The organism is Nostoc sp. KVJ20, from assembly GCF_001712795.1.
Classification (GTDB): Bacteria; Cyanobacteriota; Cyanobacteriia; order Cyanobacteriales; family Nostocaceae; genus Nostoc.
On the sequence record NZ_KV757782.1, the window covers coordinates 1 to 17,779 of the forward strand.

General features: G+C 41.2%; 21 protein-coding genes. 10 read left to right on the forward strand and 11 right to left on the reverse strand.

Features of this window, described 5'->3' with window-relative positions; genetic code table 11:
* Positions 1 to 451: 451 nt before the first annotated feature.
* The 3 genes from A4S05_RS36475 (at position 452) to fghA (ending at position 3,442) form a co-directional block, all read left to right on the forward strand.
* The gene (locus A4S05_RS36475) at positions 452 to 1,126 is read left to right on the forward strand and encodes a response regulator transcription factor (protein ID WP_069074657.1); all 675 of its coding nucleotides are present in this window, start codon (positions 452 to 454) and stop codon (positions 1,124 to 1,126) included.
* Between the two features lie 64 nt (positions 1,127 to 1,190).
* Positions 1,191 to 2,459 (forward strand): sensor histidine kinase, encoded by a 1,269-nt coding sequence (locus tag A4S05_RS36480; protein ID WP_069074629.1) that lies wholly within the window; start codon positions 1,191 to 1,193, stop codon positions 2,457 to 2,459.
* Positions 2,460 to 2,593: 134 nt separating this feature from the next.
* Positions 2,594 to 3,442, forward strand: a complete 849-nt coding sequence (gene fghA / locus A4S05_RS36485) for an S-formylglutathione hydrolase (protein WP_069074630.1) — start codon at positions 2,594 to 2,596, stop codon at positions 3,440 to 3,442.
* Positions 3,443 to 3,479: 37 nt separating this feature from the next.
* Here fghA and A4S05_RS36490 read toward each other — a convergent pair whose 3' ends face one another.
* Positions 3,480 to 3,740, reverse strand: a complete 261-nt coding sequence (locus A4S05_RS36490; protein WP_069074631.1) for a hypothetical protein — start codon at positions 3,738 to 3,740, stop codon at positions 3,480 to 3,482.
* Positions 3,741 to 3,752: 12 nt separating this feature from the next.
* On the reverse strand, positions 3,753 to 4,058 hold the full coding sequence (locus tag A4S05_RS36495; RefSeq protein ID WP_069074632.1) for an RNA recognition motif domain-containing protein: 306 nt from the start codon (positions 4,056 to 4,058) through the stop codon (positions 3,753 to 3,755).
* 515 nt (positions 4,059 to 4,573) lie between these two features.
* Here A4S05_RS36495 and ilvA point away from each other — a divergent pair.
* Positions 4,574 to 6,085, forward strand: coding sequence for a threonine ammonia-lyase, biosynthetic (gene ilvA, locus A4S05_RS36500; protein WP_069074633.1), 1,512 nt, complete (start codon positions 4,574 to 4,576; stop codon positions 6,083 to 6,085).
* Between the two features lie 98 nt (positions 6,086 to 6,183).
* Here ilvA and A4S05_RS36505 read toward each other — a convergent pair whose 3' ends face one another.
* Both A4S05_RS36505 and A4S05_RS39775 read right to left on the reverse strand, forming a co-directional pair.
* Positions 6,184 to 7,218: a hypothetical protein gene (locus A4S05_RS36505; protein ID WP_069074634.1), complete on the reverse strand. Its 1,035-nt coding sequence runs from the start codon at positions 7,216 to 7,218 to the stop codon at positions 6,184 to 6,186.
* Positions 7,219 to 7,228: 10 nt separating this feature from the next.
* The gene (locus A4S05_RS39775) at positions 7,229 to 7,474 is read right to left on the reverse strand and encodes a hypothetical protein (protein ID WP_084227393.1); all 246 of its coding nucleotides are present in this window, start codon (positions 7,472 to 7,474) and stop codon (positions 7,229 to 7,231) included.
* 189 nt (positions 7,475 to 7,663) lie between these two features.
* On the opposite strand from A4S05_RS39775, the gene A4S05_RS41065 reads away from it, so the two are divergent.
* On the forward strand, positions 7,664 to 7,885 hold the full coding sequence (locus tag A4S05_RS41065) for a hypothetical protein (RefSeq protein WP_141699914.1): 222 nt from the start codon (positions 7,664 to 7,666) through the stop codon (positions 7,883 to 7,885).
* Positions 7,886 to 7,986: 101 nt separating this feature from the next.
* On the opposite strand, the gene A4S05_RS36510 is transcribed toward A4S05_RS41065, so the two are convergent.
* On the reverse strand, positions 7,987 to 9,441 hold the full coding sequence (locus A4S05_RS36510; protein WP_069074635.1) for an energy transducer TonB: 1,455 nt from the start codon (positions 9,439 to 9,441) through the stop codon (positions 7,987 to 7,989).
* A 343-nt stretch (positions 9,442 to 9,784) separates the two neighbouring features.
* Between A4S05_RS36510 and A4S05_RS36515 the strand changes: the two genes are divergently transcribed.
* On the forward strand, positions 9,785 to 10,438 hold the full coding sequence (locus A4S05_RS36515) for a MotA/TolQ/ExbB proton channel family protein (RefSeq protein ID WP_069074636.1): 654 nt from the start codon (positions 9,785 to 9,787) through the stop codon (positions 10,436 to 10,438).
* The gene (locus A4S05_RS36520) at positions 10,422 to 10,823 is read left to right on the forward strand and encodes an ExbD/TolR family protein (RefSeq protein ID WP_069074637.1); all 402 of its coding nucleotides are present in this window, start codon (positions 10,422 to 10,424) and stop codon (positions 10,821 to 10,823) included. The genes A4S05_RS36515 and A4S05_RS36520 overlap by 17 nt, the downstream gene beginning before the upstream one ends.
* Before the next feature lie 103 nt (positions 10,824 to 10,926).
* On the opposite strand, the gene A4S05_RS36525 is transcribed toward A4S05_RS36520, so the two are convergent.
* Positions 10,927 to 11,175 (reverse strand): Ycf34 family protein, encoded by a 249-nt coding sequence (locus A4S05_RS36525; protein ID WP_069074638.1) that lies wholly within the window; start codon positions 11,173 to 11,175, stop codon positions 10,927 to 10,929.
* Between the two features lie 266 nt (positions 11,176 to 11,441).
* On the opposite strand from A4S05_RS36525, the gene A4S05_RS36530 reads away from it, so the two are divergent.
* Complete coding sequence (locus tag A4S05_RS36530) at positions 11,442 to 12,713, forward strand: tRNA nucleotidyltransferase/poly(A) polymerase-related protein (protein WP_069074639.1); 1,272 nt, start codon at positions 11,442 to 11,444, stop codon at positions 12,711 to 12,713.
* A 379-nt stretch (positions 12,714 to 13,092) separates the two neighbouring features.
* Positions 13,093 to 13,521, forward strand: a complete 429-nt coding sequence (locus A4S05_RS36535; protein ID WP_069074640.1) for a response regulator — start codon at positions 13,093 to 13,095, stop codon at positions 13,519 to 13,521.
* Here A4S05_RS36535 and A4S05_RS36540 read toward each other — a convergent pair.
* Positions 13,474 to 13,863, reverse strand: coding sequence for a Na-translocating system protein MpsC family protein (locus A4S05_RS36540; protein WP_069074641.1), 390 nt, complete (start codon positions 13,861 to 13,863; stop codon positions 13,474 to 13,476). The two genes, A4S05_RS36535 and A4S05_RS36540, sit on opposite strands and share 48 nt — an antisense overlap.
* A 254-nt stretch (positions 13,864 to 14,117) precedes the next feature.
* Positions 14,118 to 14,753: a uracil phosphoribosyltransferase gene (gene upp / locus A4S05_RS36545; RefSeq protein ID WP_069074642.1), complete on the reverse strand. Its 636-nt coding sequence runs from the start codon at positions 14,751 to 14,753 to the stop codon at positions 14,118 to 14,120.
* Between the two features lie 398 nt (positions 14,754 to 15,151).
* On the opposite strand from upp, the gene A4S05_RS36550 reads away from it, so the two are divergent.
* Positions 15,152 to 15,793 (forward strand): hypothetical protein, encoded by a 642-nt coding sequence (locus A4S05_RS36550; RefSeq protein ID WP_069074643.1) that lies wholly within the window; start codon positions 15,152 to 15,154, stop codon positions 15,791 to 15,793.
* Positions 15,794 to 15,941: 148 nt separating this feature from the next.
* On the opposite strand, the gene A4S05_RS36555 is transcribed toward A4S05_RS36550, so the two are convergent.
* The 3 genes from A4S05_RS36555 to A4S05_RS36565 form a co-directional block, all read right to left on the reverse strand.
* Entirely contained in the window at positions 15,942 to 16,238 is a 297-nt protein-coding gene (locus A4S05_RS36555) for a transposase (protein ID WP_084227395.1), read from the reverse strand.
* Positions 16,239 to 16,309: 71 nt separating this feature from the next.
* Positions 16,310 to 17,017 carry an actin-binding WH2 domain-containing protein gene (locus tag A4S05_RS36560; protein ID WP_069074644.1) on the reverse strand — a complete coding sequence of 236 codons (708 nt, stop codon included), beginning with the start codon at positions 17,015 to 17,017 and terminating at the stop codon, positions 16,310 to 16,312.
* Between the two features lie 42 nt (positions 17,018 to 17,059).
* Positions 17,060 to 17,764, reverse strand: a complete 705-nt coding sequence (locus A4S05_RS36565) for an actin-binding WH2 domain-containing protein (protein WP_069074645.1) — start codon at positions 17,762 to 17,764, stop codon at positions 17,060 to 17,062.
* Positions 17,765 to 17,779: the final 15 nt, after the last annotated feature.

Consider the following 17,779-nt stretch of genomic DNA (forward strand, 5'->3'; position numbering starts at 1 on the left):
TGCTCATTGGTGTCAACTTAACGCGAAACCGCACGTCCGCCAGGGATTGTAAATCCCTGTCTCATAGCTAAAGTCATCTGAAGATGACTAGATATCCCCAAAAATATTCAGTCTACTTCAGTAGACTTTAGCTATGAGCCAGAGAATGAATTCTCTGGCGGGTTATGAAGCCCGCAGCGAAGCTATTTCTAGCTTAAGTTGACACCAATATGTATCAAGATTTTCGTGAAATGGTATAAGCCGTTTTGCGTAAGTCCTACTAAATTTTTTTATAGTCGCGAAGCGATAGCAGGGTTTATAACTACCCATTGGCAGATATACCTTATTCCTTATGGAGAATAATCTAAAAGTTAAAATCTCAAATTAGATAGAAGACATAGAGGTAGTTAACTTATCTAATTTTAAAAGAGAGTTGATGATTTTATGGCAAGGCTTGACGCTAAAAAGTTTTATGCGAATTTTACTAGTAGAAGACGATTTTGAACAATTAGAACCATTACAAGGTATTCTATCCGAGGCAGGATATATTGTAGATGCTGCGGAAGATGGGGAAATTGCACAGTGGCTAATTTCGCAAAAAGATTATGATCTATTAATTGTGGATTGGATGTTACCAACAATTAGTGGGTTGTCTCTGTGTCGCCAGTATCGTCTCTCTGGTAAAAATGCACCAGTATTGATGTTAACTGCTAAAGACACCACAGCCGACAAAGTTATGGGTTTAGATGCAGGAGCAGATGATTATCTAGTTAAACCTGCTGATTTGGTGGAACTCTTAGCACGAGTCCGTGCTTTGGGACGAAGAGTCCCTAATTGGCAGGGGTATAGCTTACGTATAGCAGATTTACAATTGCATTTAGCTGAATTAAGTGTAGAACGGAGTCAGGTAAAAGTAGAATTATCTCCACGTGAAGGACAATTACTAGAATACTTGATGCGCCATCCCAATCAGGTTTTAACTCGTAACCAGATTGAAGATGCTTTGTGGGAGTGTGGTATGGAACCAGAAAGTAATGCTTTAACTGTGCTAATACGCAAGTTGCGCCAGCGCTTGCAGCTATTGGGTGCAGGAGACTGGATTAGAACAGTTTATGGTATGGGTTATCGCTTAAATCCACAAGAATAAAATTAGAATTAGGCAGTAAAAACTGGGAGAGTGAGAAGAATCAGAAGATTACCAATGACTACTTATGTTTAATCGCAGCCGTCGCAATCTTGCAAGTTGGTTCACCCTAACAATGGGCAGTATTCTAATTATATTTGCGGCGGGAGTTTACTATTGGGAAGTGATAGATAAGTTGGAGGAACTAGATCGATTACTTTATAAAAAAACAAGTTTGATGGCAGCTAATGTTAAGTTGGAGGTGCATAATGGTCAGCGGCAGTTAAATTTAGAATATGTACCATTGTTGGGAAGTATGGTACAACCATTGCCGGATAGTCAACTAGTGTATGCAAGTTGGTACGATGAGCAAAAGCAAATTGTACAATTTTTTGGTACGATTCCTAGCGATCGCCTTTCAGTGTCAGGTGGGTTTGATACGATCAAAACTGATAGCAAAGTCTGGCTACGTCAGGTAACGTTGCCTGTTTATCAAAATGGTTTATTAATTGGTTATTTACAAGCAGCGATGCCGATGACGGCTACTGAAAGTGCTTTAGCTGAATTCCGTATGGTTTTGGCTATCTCAGCGCCGATTACTCTAGCTGTGATTGCTCTCACGGGTTGGTGGCTGGGAGGACTGGCAATGCAACCAATTCGCCACAACTACGATCATCTGCAAAGGTTTACAGCTGATGCTTCCCACGAATTGCGATCGCCTATGACAGCAATTATTAGCAATGCTCAATACGGCTTTTTATCTAAATCTACTGATATAGAGTTGCAACGTCAGCGCTTCCAAAAGATTTATGATATTGCTAAGTCAATGAGTGTTTTAGTAAAAAATCTGCTATTTCTAGCACGTTATCAAGGTAAATTACCGACTGAATCCTTACAATTAATTGACTTAAATAATTTACTTTTACAGATAACAGATGATTATGCCACCCAACCAGATGCACAACATCTTAATTTAGTTTCCAAACTGCCAAATAATAGTATAACTGTCCTTGGTGATGCTGACTTGCTCCGTCAAGTAGTTATAAATTTACTTAATAATTCTTGCAAATATACTCCTGCTGGTGGTCAAGTTCAATTGCACTTATTTACTCAATCACGTTGGGCTATAATCCAAATTATAGACAATGGTATTGGTATTCCTGAAGCTGATTTACCATATATTTTTGAGCGTTTCTATCGAGTGGATAAAAAGCGATCTCGTCAAACTGGAGGATTTGGTTTAGGACTAGCGATTGCCCAACAAATAATTCAAGCCCACAGTGGTAAAATTAGTATTAAGAGCGTATTTAAAGAAGGTACAACTTTACAAATTGCTTTGCCTTTAAAGTATATTTAATAAAAAGTCGGTGGGAAACTCCATCCCCGCAAGTGACGTGGAGTTTTTCATTAAACATCGTGATATTCAGGTAGTTCAAGCTAAAATAATCATTCTCCGCAACCCGCAACCGTTCAGGAAAGAGAATACAACCAATGCCTAACCTCAACCTCATTTCAGAATATAAAAGCTTTGGTGGCAAACTCGGTTTTTACAGTCATCACTCCTCCATCTGTAACGGTGAAATGCGCTTTTCTGTCTATCAACCACCACAAGCAACTCAAAAACCTATGCCGATTCTCTATTTTCTCTCTGGATTAACTTGCACAGAAGAAAATTTTATGGTGAAGGCTGGGGGAGTGCAGGGGATTGCATCTGAGTACGGTTTGATGTTGGTTGTACCAGATACTAGTCCGCGTAATACTGGCATTACAGGTGAGGATAATGACTGGGACTTTGGCACGGGTGCGGGCTTTTATGTTGATGCTACAGAGGAACCGTGGTGTCAACATTACCAAATGTATAGTTATGTCGTCCAAGAGTTACCTGCTTTAATTACCGCAAACTTCCCTACCCAACCTGATAAACAAGGTATTTTCGGTCATTCGATGGGGGGACACGGGGCGCTTGTCTGTGCAATGAGAAATCCAGAACTCTACAAATCAGTATCAGCTTTTGCACCTATTACTGCACCTATGCGTTGTCCTTGGGGTCAAAAAGCTTTCAGTGGTTATCTTGGCAACAATCAAGAAAGTTGGCGTGCTTATGATGCTAGTGAATTAGTTAAAAAAGTCGGATATCACAGTCCAATTCTTATTGACCAAGGCACTGCTGATAAGTTTTTAGCTGAACAATTACTGCCAGAAGTGTTTGAGAAAGCTTGTGCAGATGTTAACCAGCCGCTAAACTTGCGTTACCAAGAAGGCTATGACCACAGTTATTATTTTATCGCTAGTTTTATTGAAGATCATATCCGTCACCATGCGATCGCTTTATTAAAGTAGTTTTTATCTATTTAGATCCCACATTTCTACAGGATTCTTATTTAATTTTTGACAAAACTACAACCAAATATGGTAAGTAGTCGGGCACAATTAAATTCATTGGTGGATGAATAATCGGCTTTGTTGCACCACCAAATTGAAAATTTGGTGGTGCAACAATTCCTGCGCCGGTCTGAATCCCCGACTTATAGCGTACTCTGTAAGAGTTGCAAGCTACGCTTTTAGCGTCTCGTAGAGAAGCGTTAGCGAGTCCGCGATAGCGTAGCGCCTTGATTCTGACTCCTGAATTCTTCTTCAATGATTTTAGACCTTAATAGCGGCCACCGCCACCGCCACCATAGTTTCCTCTTCTACCACCAGAGGAACCTCCATCTGTTTTGGGCTTCGCTTTATTAACTTTTAAGCTCCGACCCATCCACTCGGCATTATCCAGGGCTTCAATTGCTGCTGTTTCTTGGGCGTCTGATTCCATTTCTACAAAACCGAAACCTCTGACGCGACCTGTTTCTCGGTCGATAGGCAATTGAACATTTTTTACAGTTCCGTATTCTGCAAAGACGTGCCGGAGGTCTTCTTCTTTAACCTCATAAGATAAGTTACCGACGTAAATTGACATAGAATGTCTCCAGAATCAGGGGGTGTAGAGATTTAGATCCGGAGAGGTCTGTAATACAAGTATATATAAAAACAAACTATACAGCCGAATTTAATCTTCTATGCATATTTTAACATAAATTGAAAAGTTATGTTCATAAGCAACAGTATACTTATTTGTTGATGTTAAGAGGATGTTTGAAAAGTTGTTTGTGATGTAACAAAGACTTGTATAAATTCGATTTGATTTCTGAATCACTCGTAGAGGTAAGGGACTGGGGATTGGGGATTGGGGACTGGTAAGAAGGAATAAAGGTGTACTGAGTTTTGTTCAAAAATCAACCTACGAGCGATCGCACTCAGTTTGAAGTCACCAAATAATTTCAATCACTGAACTTATTTCTATCCAAATATTATTAGTAATTTTTAAATTTTATTCACTCAAAATTTCGAGATAGTGCAATTAAATAAAACCAGTGCGATCGCTTCTAACGTAAAATTAATCTCCATCCAGCAATTGCTAACAGCTTGACGCCCATGTTTTGCGACTACCTGATCCAAATTCTAACTGCCCGTGTATACGATGTTGCCCAAGAAACACCACTGGAGTATGCTCCAAATCTGTCTGCGCGGCTGAATAATCAACTCCTGCTGAAACGTGAGGATATGCAGTCAGTATTTTCCTTTAAACTGCGGGGTGCTTATAACAAAATGGTGCAACTGCCACCAGATATCTTGGCACAGGGTGTAATTGCAGCATCAGCGGGAAACCATGCTCAGGGAGTCGCCCTTGCAGCCAATCGCTTGGGAACCAAAGCAATTATCGTCATGCCAGTAACCACACCCCAAGTCAAGGTAGACGCGGTTAGAATGAGGGGCGGAGCAGTGGTGTTACATGGAAATACCTACGATGATGCTTATAGCTATGCCCGTGAATTAGAAGTAGAAAAAGGATTGACCTTTATTCATCCCTTTGATGATCCTCATGTAATTGCTGGACAGGGAACAATCGGGATGGAAATTCTACGGCAATATCAGCAACCCATCCATGCAATTTTTGTCGCAATTGGAGGGGGCGGATTAATTTCGGGGATTGGGGCTTATGTAAAACGGTTGCGTCCCGAAATCAAAATTATTGGCGTTGAACCAGTAGATGCTGATGCGATGTCTCAATCACTCAAAGCCGGACATCGGGTGCGTTTGTCCCAAGTGGGGTTATTTGCTGATGGCGTGGCGGTGCGGGAAGTAGGTGAAGAAACCTTCCGTTTGTGTCAGCAGTATGTAGATGAAATTATTCTGGTGGATACAGACGATACTTGTGCTGCAATTAAAGACGTGTTTGAGGATACACGATCGATTTTAGAGCCAGCCGGTGCATTAGCGATCGCAGCTGCCAAAGCCTACGCCGAACGAGAGCAAATCGAGGGACAAACCTTAATTGCTGTGGCCTGCGGTGCAAACATGAACTTTGATCGCCTCCGCTTTGTGGCAGAACGTGCAGAGTTGGGTGAACGCCGCGAAGCGATCTTTGCAGTCACAATTCCTGAGCAACGGGGAAGTATTCGCCAATTTTGTGAATGTATTGGCAACCGGAATCTGACCGAATTTAATTATCGTATTGCTGATGAAAAAACAGCCCATATTTTTGTAGGTGTACAAATTCAAAATCGTGCTGATGCTGCAAAGATGGTAGAAAACTTTGAAGCTCAAGGATTTAAAACCCTTGATTTAACAGACGACGAACTAACTAAATTACATCTGCGGCACATGGTAGGTGGGCACTCTCCCTTGGCTCACAATGAATTGCTCTATCGTTTTGAGTTTCCCGAACGTCCTGGCGCATTGATGAAGTTTGTTACTTCCATGAGTCCCGACTGGAATATTAGTCTTTTTCACTACCGCAACAACGGCGCAGACTATGGCCGAATCGTTGTTGGTATCCAGGTTCCCCCCCACGAGATGCAAGAGTGGCAAGCTTTTCTCAATAATCTGGGCTATCGCTATTGGGATGAGAATAAGAATCCGGCATACAAGCTGTTTTTGGGATAAGTGGGTAATGAAGAAGGGAATAGGTTACAGGTTACAGAGTACAGATTATTCTCTATCACCTGTCACCTGTTACCTATCACCTAATCCCAATCCCCAATTTAACGAGAACTACCCTTCAATATCAGATTGGAGTCCCAAGTATAGAAGCCGATTTGATTAGGAACCCTAGAGAATCTGCCTGTCCGATAGCCTCTAGATAGTTCATTCAGCACCTTATTTTTGATCTCTCTAATTTGCTGAGAATCTAGTTCTCCATAAATTCCGGCGATGACTTCAGCAACGCTGAAAACTTTACCTGGATTTTCTTCTAACAGAGAGGTGAGGGCATCAATTAAGAATTGACCCTCAAAGGCCTTGAGCATCGGTACTGTTTTTGTCGGGGGTACGAAAGGCTTCTTATTTTTGTTTTTGATACTCCTAGAAGCACCATTGCGATTACTTGGGGCTACCAAACTTAAATCTAGAGTATAACAACCTGGCTCATCGGGAATAGTTACCCAGTAATTCCTTTCTCTGCCTTGGGTGAGGGAAGATTGCACCCTACCTTTGACTACTTTGAATAGATGGGAATCTAACTCTCCATAAAGCGATCGCACGATAAAATCAATATGACAAACAGTCCCTATCTGCTCTTGCAATAGCTGTTTGATAGCTTCCATTCGCGAGAGGGCGTGCTGATACTGGGGTAGCATAGGAATTTCCACTACCTTCGTTGAACTATCGTTGTTCTCTGGAACGATTTTTGGAGATGTTGATGTAGTTAGAGGTTGACTCTCTTTTGTATCAACCCCAGCAGAATTATCTATCTCAACCTGATCTGAGTCTTTTCGTACTGACTCTACAGACTCTACCAAGTTGATTTCGTTGATGTCATCAAGGGGTGATAAAAACCGCATAGAGCCTTCTTGGGAAAGATTTGAGGTTTCATCAGCCGCAGTCAATCTAGATATCTGCTTGTTCGGATCAGAAAAAGACCAGTTAGACAACAACGCTTCTACATGATCGAGTTGCGATCGCGCCTGCACAAAAAGCCGTTCATACTCTTCTGTGAGGCGAGCATAATAGTCTCGTAATTCTAACAGTGGTGAGAGAAAAGTCCCCGGAGGTGGTTCTAATTGTCCATTTTGAGTCATAAGGCGTCAATCAATTTAAATCGATGTCACTTTTGTAAGACATTGCTCTGGGTTTTGCTTTTTGAGATGTTGGCTGGGATTTCTTGGGCGCTTGGGGAGGGCGACATCTCTCACAATATAAGGGTCGAGGGCCGAAAGTCTCGCGCTTTGTCAGATCGTTACACTCTTTACAGACAAACTGGAAAACACGAGTATGAATCTGTCTTTTGTGCGCCCTGACAGTATATTCCCTAACATCAATGAATTTACTTGCCATAATTAGGAATTGTGAATTGCCGACGTTATCAATGTCCTATCAATATAGCTATTCAAGCAAATCAAACCGCATCAGTGTGTGTTTATGTAGAAGTTTTATTCAAATCAGTGAATTTGACATCTAGACATAAAGTGCAGATGAGCAACTTGAGAGTTAGCCATTGACTATCTTCTCAGCATATAATTGGTGATGAGCAAACACTACTACCATTCCTTAGGCGCAGGCGATTTTCATTGCCCTGATCAGAGAAATTGGGGATGGAGAAGTGCAGGATTACTCACTTTCACTTCCATCGATTTGCAAATCAAGCGATCGCCAGTGTGTCTAATTGCCCATCATAAAATTACCGCACTCCTAACCCCTCTTCCTCATGGTAGAGGGGTGATGCCTAACGAAGCCATTCCTGTCTAAAAAACAACCGCCTCCTAAAAACAGGAGGCGGTGATTTAATAAATAAGTTCGTAGTCAGGACTTTAGTCCTTGAATTACGAATTACGAATTATGTTAACAGACTACTCCTGACTAGGAGCAGCAGGTTGCGATTGAGGTTGTTTGCGTAAACCGCGCAAAGATTCCCGCAACTTGTTTTGGCTAGCATTATCTCTTCGCCGCCGTCGATTTGTGGTTGGTTGTGGGTTTTGTGATGAATTAGTAGTTGCTCGTTCACGCTGGATGCGGCGTAAGGACTCTCTTGCAGTTCCTTGAGTGCGAGTTGTCCTAGCTCCAGATGATGGGCTTGTAGGAGTATTTTCGACTCTTTGGGGTTGCAACCGTCTACTAAATCCAGATATTGCTGGTTTTGATGGGGGTGACAACTCTCTGCGCCTGCGTCTTGGATTTTCCTCTGTGGAATTAGCAGCCCTTGTTTGCTGGGTTCTTTCTTCTGCTTGTCTTTGTGCCTCTCTTTGTGATTGCCGTTCTTGAACTTGGCGCGATCGCCGTGAACCTTTGATGGCAAATTCAGTCGCGATCGATACTCCTTGTCTACCTCCTTCTGCGGGTTTTAGTTTCCAGTTACGCGCTTGTCTAGCGGTTTCTTCATCTAAGTCGCGGTTTCCACTGGAGCGAGCAATCCGCACATTAGTAACATTACCTTGGGCATCAGTATCTACAGCTACTTCTACTCTGCCTTCAACTCCTCGCCGCCTTGCTGCCTCTGGATACTTGGCATTACATTCGCGGCAAGCTGCTCGACCATTTCCATTACCATTACCTGAAGTGTTAACTTTTGGAGGAGTTGGTGCTATTGGCGCTGTCGCTACTGGCAGACGGTTTACTGGTTCATTGCCTGTACCATTACCAGAGCCAGAGCCAATTCCTGAACCTGTACCACTGCCAATTCCACTGCCAGTGCCACTGCCAATGCTGCTACCAGTGCCAGTCCCAGTTCCACTACCAATACCACCGCCAGTGCCAGTCCCAGTTCCTCCGCCAGGGCCAGTACCAGTGCTTGTACCTACAGCAATACCACTACCTGAACCTAAACCAACACCAGAGCCACCACCACCGCCACCACCACCCGCCGAAGTTGGCTTGGAATCTTCAGATAAGGCTGATCGTGGAATGGGTGCAGATTTCACAGGAACTTCTGGTTTGGTAGCAATTGCTTTTGGCGGCGTATTTGTCGGCTGTGGCTTCTGAGCGATCGCTGTAATCTGTTCTTGCTGCTGAATTTTTTCTACTGGTGGAGTTTCTATAGGTTGTTTTTGGATAATCTCTGGTTCTTTTTTTATTTCTTCTGGAATCTCTGCGATTGGTTTTTCTGGTTCGGCAGTCGGAGAATCCACGATCGCAAACTCTATTGGTTCTTCTTCTCCTGTGGGCACTCTCGTCAAATAATTACTGATGCCTGAGGACAGTACGCCGATATGCAGCGCCAGTGAACCTATTAGACTGTAAGTCAGAAAAGACTTGAGAGCCTCAACTTCTTTGGAACGTTGCTCGACAGTAATGCCGGAAAAGCTCATAGCTATTGCTACCTATTCTCACTAACTTAGTCATCTTAGAATGTACGGTTACAAATATCAAGTAAAAAATTAAAATTACTTGATATAGCCTTACGGAACCACGTACTAGTAAAAACATCTTTATCAAACTACTAACATCATGGTTTTCAGACAAAATTAATTTTTGTTTCAATTCAATTAAATTAATTTATATAAAATCAACAAACAATTAAATAAAATTCATGATAATTACATTTGAAAAAATTATCATTATATTTTATATTTTATTGAGAATAACTTTCAGCTTTTCGCTAGATTCTGGTAGTCTGATTTTGTACTGTGGATGAGGTTATAGAGGCACTACATGGGAATTCAAAATTTGTTTGCAGCAGGTGGTGTGGTCATGTGGCCCCTGTTGGCGTTTTCGGTATTGGGTGTGGCACTGATCATTGAGCGGATTCGGTTTTGGGTAAGGATCAATCAGCGTCAAAGCCGCGTAGTGCGAGATGTTTTGAATCTCTACCGACTCGATAATGTTGTCGGTGCAATGGATAAACTTCAGAAAAACGCAGATTTGCCACTCGCCCGGATTTTTCTGGCAGCTTTAGAATTAGAGGAGCCAAATCCAGAGGAATTTCGTTTGGCGTTAGAAAGCGAATCACAGGCTGAGATACCTGTGTTAAAACGTTTCCAAAACCTTTTTGAGACAATCATTAGTTTGGCACCACTTTTAGGTCTTCTTGGTACAGTATTAGGATTGATCGCCTCCTTTGCCTCCCTAAATCTTGGTGACGTGGGAGGTAGTAAAACAGTTGGTGTTACCTCTGGGATTAGTGAAGCCCTAGTATCAACAGCATCAGGATTGATAGTTGCTATATTCATACTCCTGTTTGCCAATACCTTTCGGGGACTGTATCAGCGGCAAATTGCATTAATTCAGGAGTATGGTGGACAGCTAGAATTACTCTACCGCCGTCGTTATGAAAGAGGAGAAAAAACTTATGCGTCTACCAGATGAACCAGAACTTCCGCTACAGATCAACATTTTGCCGATGATTGACGTGATTTTTGCAATTTTGACATTTTTCATCATGTCAACTCTGTTTTTAACGCGTTCAGAAGGTTTGCCAGTAAATTTACCCAAGGCAGCTACGGCAAAACAACAGCAAGTTCCCTCTAAAATTACGATCACGGTAGATGAACAAGGAGTAGTAAGCCTAAACAAGAAACAAGTTGCAGTTGATGATTTGACACAGCAAGTGCGGACTTTAATTGGTTCAAACTCAGAAATGTTAGTGATAATTAACGCTGATGAAAAAGTTGGTCACGGGAAGGTAGTGGCTGTGATGGATCGGGTACGTGAGGTTCCAGGGGCAAAATTAGCGATCGCTACCCAAAAATAATAAGTATAAATATTACTTATCAATCAACGCAGAAGGCAGGAGGAAAACTGCCCTCTGCTTCAGTAAAGTGAGCAGAGGAAGCAAATCGACTACTGTTGACTTTTCAAGTAGGCACTAATTCACCAGGACGTAATTTTGACCACTTACCTGTTTCCCGCTTAAAGCTCAGACAACCAACAACATCCCATTCCATTTCAATTACATCATCTTGAGTCCGAATGTTGACATTGATAGAAGGTTCATTCGGATCAAAATCTGGTGTTTCGGTCAAGTGAGGCTGTTGGTGCTGCCCTTCTACGGCATGATAGGTAACACAGCTGTCTACATAGTGGCAATTCACGCAAATACACATAATAGAACCAACTCCAGGGGCCTTTATTGTTAATCTAACTTAAGCCCAACTGTTATTCATGAGTTGCTGGGTTGATTTTTATTACAATGCTTGAAGAAGAATTCAGAATTTAGGAGCAAAGCAAGGAAAGTCCGCCTTCGGTCAAAATCAACAGCGTGGGGGATTCAAACGCGCCACTGACAGCGTAGCTTCTACTTTTCTCTACAAGATGCTACTCGTAGCTTGCTTCACCGTAGGAGTACACAATCTAAAATCTAAAATCCAAAATGGTATTAGCTCCAGAAAATTGGCCTTTCAGCTTGGAATTATTGCCACAACCCGCTTACATGGTAGGTGGCGCTGTCCGGGATGCGATCCTGGGCAGAACTCGCGAATATCTGGATCTAGATTTTGTTATACCATCTAAGGCGGTAAAGGTAGCGAGAACGATCGCTCATCATTACAAAGCTGGATTTGTCTTGCTTGATGCAAAACGACAAATTGCGCGTGTGGTTTTTCCCCACGCTACAGCTGATTTTGCCCAACAGGAAGGAGATAGTTTAGAAGTTGATTTGCACAGACGAGACTTTACAGTAAATGCGATCGCTTATAATCCCCATACGCAAGAAATTATCGATCCTCTGCAAGGTTATGTAGACTTACAACAGGGCATTTTGCGAATGGTATCACCCGCAAACTTAGAAGATGACCCTTTGCGGTTAATGCGAGGTTATCGCCAAGCCGCCCAACTAGGTTTTACTATTGAGCCAGCTACCCAAGCCGCAATTCGTTCTTTGGCATCACATATCAGCAAAGTTGCAGCCGAACGAGTTAGGGTAGAAATTGGCTATCTGCTGGCAAATTCTCAGGGTACTCCCTGGATCACAAGTGCTTGGGAAGATGGTTTACTTGCCCCTTTCTTCAAAAATGCCACTCGTGAAAGCTTAATCAAACTAGCAGCAGTTGACAATGCAGCTGCCTTACTCACCCAAAATTGGCAACAACTAGGGGCACAACTGCAAGAGTATGTCCGTGATAGTATCAAAACTACTTGGTTAGGTATTGCCAAACTTGCTTGTCTAGTCAACCCAAATCCAGAATTAGCAGAAATAGAGCTACAGGAACTCACTTATAGTCGTGCCGAAATTCGGGGTGTGACTACTGTTCTGAAACTATTACCGCAGCTTCAAGTAGTCGATATGTCTTTGCGAGAACAATACTTGTTGTTCCATAACGCAGATATTGTATTTCCTGCGATCGCGGTGCTAGCTGTAGCACTTGATAATTTTGTAGAGGCGATGTCTGGTGACAAGCCACTACACACAGCAAAGGGCTACCAAGTCTTAGCACCTTTGATTAACCGCTACCTCAACCCTGATGATCTGGTCGCTCATCCCACTCCACTAGTGGGCGGGAAGGAGTTGATTATAGCATTAGATATTCCAGCTTCGCCAATCATCGGCCAACTGCTGACAGAAATAGCCGTAGCACAAGCTGAGGGGAAAGTTTCAACACCAACAGAAGCGATCGCTCTTGCACGTCAGTTACTTGATGGTTAAATATACGTAATTTCTAATGATGCAACAGAGGCGATGCCTGTGGCGGGCTATCCATACGCAATTCTGGCATTACTAAGTAAATTCTTTGTAAGTGCGTACATCATATATGCTACTATTTGCTTGATAATGTGACTGCCTTGCGATGTTTTTCCTAAAATTCAGCACAGATGGATAACTCAATGAATCATACACCATCTGGTTCCTTTCATACCCTAGTTAGTAGCTTGAATACAGCGCCGTACATTGACTTAAGTACTTACCTTGAAGAAGAATTCAGAAGTCAGAAATAAACCACCCATTCTAAATATCTGAAACCCTTGCAAACAATTACGAATTACGCCTTGCGGTACTAGCCTTTTTTGGACAAGATTAACTGCTTATGAATGAACAACCTTTAATTTTGGTTGTAGAACAGAATCTACATGATTTAGAGCTACTTAATTCTCATTTAAGAATATTAAATTTTTCATGCATTTGTACTAAACAAGGAATGAGAGCTGTGATGTTGGCACAAACTCATCAACCAGATTTAATCATGCTAGATATGATGCTATCTAATTTGAGTCCCAAAAGAGTCATTGATCACCTCAAACACGACTCAAAAACTGCTACTATCCCAATCATTGCAGTAACACCTCTAACAACGGCACAAGATGATGACTCGACGATGCTCACAGGATTTGATGATTGCATTACTAAACCATTCGATTTTAATCAATTAGAAGTGGTAATCAATCGCCATATCAGTCAGCTAAATTCTTTACATTTCCCTTGTTGGAATAGATTCGGCATTCCGAACATCAGGTAATTGATTTAAAACCACAATAATCCCAGTACGACCTGTTGCTAAATTTGTGTTTGTCATGAGGTCGAGTATAGGCTTACCAATAAGTTCTTCAATCAAACTTTTCAATTCTGATTTAATTATTTTTTCTAAATATAATCGTACTTGTTCAGCTAAACTATCATAACCTCCCTTCAATAGAGTTTGTTCAACTTGGGTAACGGATTCTTCTAGAGAAATTACAATTTCAGTATCAAAAAAATGGCAAATAATTTGACTAGGAGGCTTGCCTAGTCTATCATGATATAATTTTATGATTCGCTGTGATATTTCTATTTCTAATTGTCCAATATTAGCTTGTACCATTAGTAGCTACGATGTAATATTTATCGTTTAAGTATCGGCGATGAAGTATCCAATATTATAGTAGATCATCGGGAAATAGTCTGAGAAAATTAATCAATCTTGTGTATGAACTTGATATATCAACCTGATGTATTTGCTATGGATTTGTCTCTGAAAAATTCCCCAATTTGACGAAGGTGAAATTTGTTAATCAATGATTCGGATAATATTGGGTTAATCACTACATTGTTCATCATTTGCTTATAGTAATCAGCCTATTTTGTGCCAAATAAGCGATCGCCAGCATCCCCCAATCCAGGAATAATATAGCCATGTTCATCCAAATGATCATCAATGGCAGCGGTATACAGTGGCACATCAGGATGTACATGACAAAAACGCTCTATACCTTCCGGCGCAGCGAGTAAGCAGACAAACTTAATTGATAAGGGATTAGTTGATTTCAGCCGTTCCACAGCTGCCACAGCCGAATTACCAGTGGCTAGCATTGGGTCTACCACGAGCATATCTCGCTGCTCAACATCATGGGGAACTTTGAAATAATACTCAACAGGAATCAAAGTTTTTGGGTCACGATATAAACCAATATGCCCTACCCGTGCTGATGGCATCAATTCCAACATACCATCCAAAATTCCTTGTCCCGCCCGCATCACAGAAACTAATACCAACTTTTTCTCAGGAGCAAGCATTGGCGCACTCATCGGGGCTAGTGGTGTTTTAATCTGTTCATATTTCAGTGGTAAATCCCGTGTGACTTCATAAGCCAACAATAGGCTAATTTCTTTAAGGAGAGTACGGAATTTTGTTGTACTAGTTTCAGCTTTACGCATCAGCGTTAGTTTGTGCTGAATCAATGGATGTTCAATTAGTGTTACTTGGTTGTGCATATTTTAGACAAAACTGGTTGAAATAAGAATTTTAGAAATCGTGTTGCATAAGACTTGGACATACTCTTAATAGATGGTATACCTGTAATGAGATTATGGGTTTGGTAATGCACCTTATATTTGACTGCATTTTGGGAATAGATTCTCCAAAACGTGCAGCTTTTAGAGTTGTGTATTACATGGCAAGTGCAAACAGCTTAATCAGAACATGGGCTGGGGGATAGAACCCCACATCGGGCAATCATACTACACCAATAGTTATATATCAGAATATTCTCTCAACTTAGCGATCGCTAAGTTTATGTAGTCTAAAAAGGGCGACGGCTAATCTCGGCTGGAAAAACAAATTGTAAGCTACAAAACCATCTTCAAGAATTAATTAATTCTGTGAAAAAATTATGGCAGCTTTTTTGTATCCAGTCTATACGATAGCCACTTTGGGGTTGGCGATCTGGGGAATCAGTTTATTTCAACAATCACACAGAATTACCACAATTCTGCTGATTGTCGTGCTATCTGGAATGTTCTACGACAATTTGATTGTTTCAGTGGGTCGCCTAATTAATGAGGGTACTTTGCTGAAATTACTTAACCGCTTGCGCTTTCTATTCCACAGTTTATTTGTGCCATTGTTGGTAGTAATCGCTGTCAACCTAGCATACATTGCAGGTGTAGCGTGGGCGAATAATCCAATTGTGTACAAAGGTTGCTGGGCGATCGCTATAGGGCTGATTGTACTTGGCTTGGTAACTGACTTTCGACAACTAGAGCTAATACCGACAACTTTTGCTGGCACATTGCGTTACAAACCTAAAAGTTGTAGTGTGCCAGTTTTGACAATTTTCACAGCTTTGCTGGTCGCTGTGATAGGATTCTACATCTGGTGTCAAACACAATGGCTGTGGATGTTTATGGGAACGTTGATCATGCTTTTTGGAAATGTTTTGCCAAAGAGTATTTTTGGCCCTCTGATTGGTTCAGCGGTTGATTGCGTATTTATCCTGGCTATGTTTACAACGGAGTTAATGATGCCAAGTTAATTCGTAATTTGTAATTCGTAATTTTTGGGGAAATACTTGGTGTTCTAATACCAATTCTTTATGAAGCTGCATAGAATTCGATCCCCCCTAGCCCCCCTTATAAAGGGGGGAATTCAAAGTCCCCCTTTTTAAGGGGCGTGTTTTCAAACTATAACCACAAAATAATGGAGGCGATCGTAATCATAGCTGTATAATTTGCGGCAAGTTTTTCATATCGGGTGGCAATGCGACGGAATTGTTTGAGTCGGTTGATAGCTCTCTCAACAATGTTGCGTTGTCGGTAGATTTCACGATGGTCATGATTTGGTTTACCAGTTTGGGGTTTTTGGGGTGGAAGTAACGGTTTTAACTTCTCCCACTGTTCGTTACTTAACTCGCCTCGATTCACTAACACACTATGCTTGCGATCGCCTATTTTTTTAGGATACAACCAGTTTGAAAACACGCCCTAGACCAGTAACCTTAACTGAACCGCATTGTCCCATAGGCAACGAGACTAATTATCGAAATCTGAGATTAACGGAAACCTAAAATTTCGGAAATCGCCGCTACAATATCCAAATAAAAGTTGCCTTTCACTGCCCGAAACAACTCAAATTTAGAGTCAGGGGCACCAAAAAACGGTCGGAGAAACCATCCTAGCTGCATACCAACAAAGGCATAAAGCAATAACCAGGATCTTAAAATAGTGGTGCGGGTTTTTTTGCCAACTTCATCTTGTTGAGAAAGTAATTGCATTCCTTCATAAAGAAATTTAACACCAAAGATGCCTGTAATGCCAAAAATTAACACATTCAATAGTTTAAAAAACTGATAAGAATCGGGTGTAGTAATCAGAAAAAATAGCGTAACTGGTGCCAAGCTAAATAAAAGCACGCTAATCACTGACACAGAGGTTAGTAACACAACAAAATGCTGTTGAATGCTGCTCCGAGAACCAAACAAAACATTAAAAAAGAACAAAGTCGGGAAACAAATAATCAGTGTTAATAAATAAAACGCTGGCAGCTTAATAGCACCAGATAATGCCTGTGCCCAACTGTTAGATGCACCGATAATTGCACCATAGATTGCAAAGAAGATGGAACTAGTTACGAATAGAGAACTAATTTTATTTTGTAATCTTATCCCCAGACGAATTTCTTCTAAGAAAGACTGGCGATCGCGCAATAAACTAATCAATACACCAAATTGTTGAATCCCGCGATTTTTCTTGTCCAACATGATTTTATATTTTTTATATTTTGTGGAATTACTAATGACTAATTAACGGATTCCTAAGAGATAGCTAATAGCTTGAATCACACTCAGATAAAAGTTACCTTCTCTTTCGCGGAAAAGTTCAAACACAGAACCAGGTGTGCCAAAAAATGGTCTGAGAGTCCATCCTAACTGACTGCCTACGAAAGCGTAAAGAAATAGCCAAAATTGTAAAATCTTTTGGCGTGTCTTGCTACCTTCATTATCTTGTTCTAAAACTAAACTTGTGGCTTGATATAAAGACGAAACACCAATAAATCCAGTTATGGCAAAGATCAAGACATTCAACAGAATTAAAAACTGGTAATTGTTGGTGGTAATTAAGAAAAATAGTGTGATTGGTGCAAAGCTAAATAAAAGTACGCTGGTGACTGAAACCGCTGTTAAAACTAATGCTAAATGCTGGGCAAAAGTCCGCTTTGAACCAAAAATAATGTTTGCAAAGAACAACGTCGGGATACAAATCAAAAGTGTGATTAAATAAAGGGCTGGGAGTTTAATGGCGGAAGATAAAGCTTGCATCCAGCTATGATATGCACCAATAATTCCGCCATAAGCAGCGATAAATAAGGAACTGCAAACCAGCAGCGAAATGATTTTATTTGGTAATCTCGTACCTTGGCGAATTTCCTCTAGAAATCCTTGGCGATCGCGCAGGAATCCAATCAACACGGCAAAGTATTTGATTCCTGATGATTTCCGTTCCATCATGTTATCCTCACACCG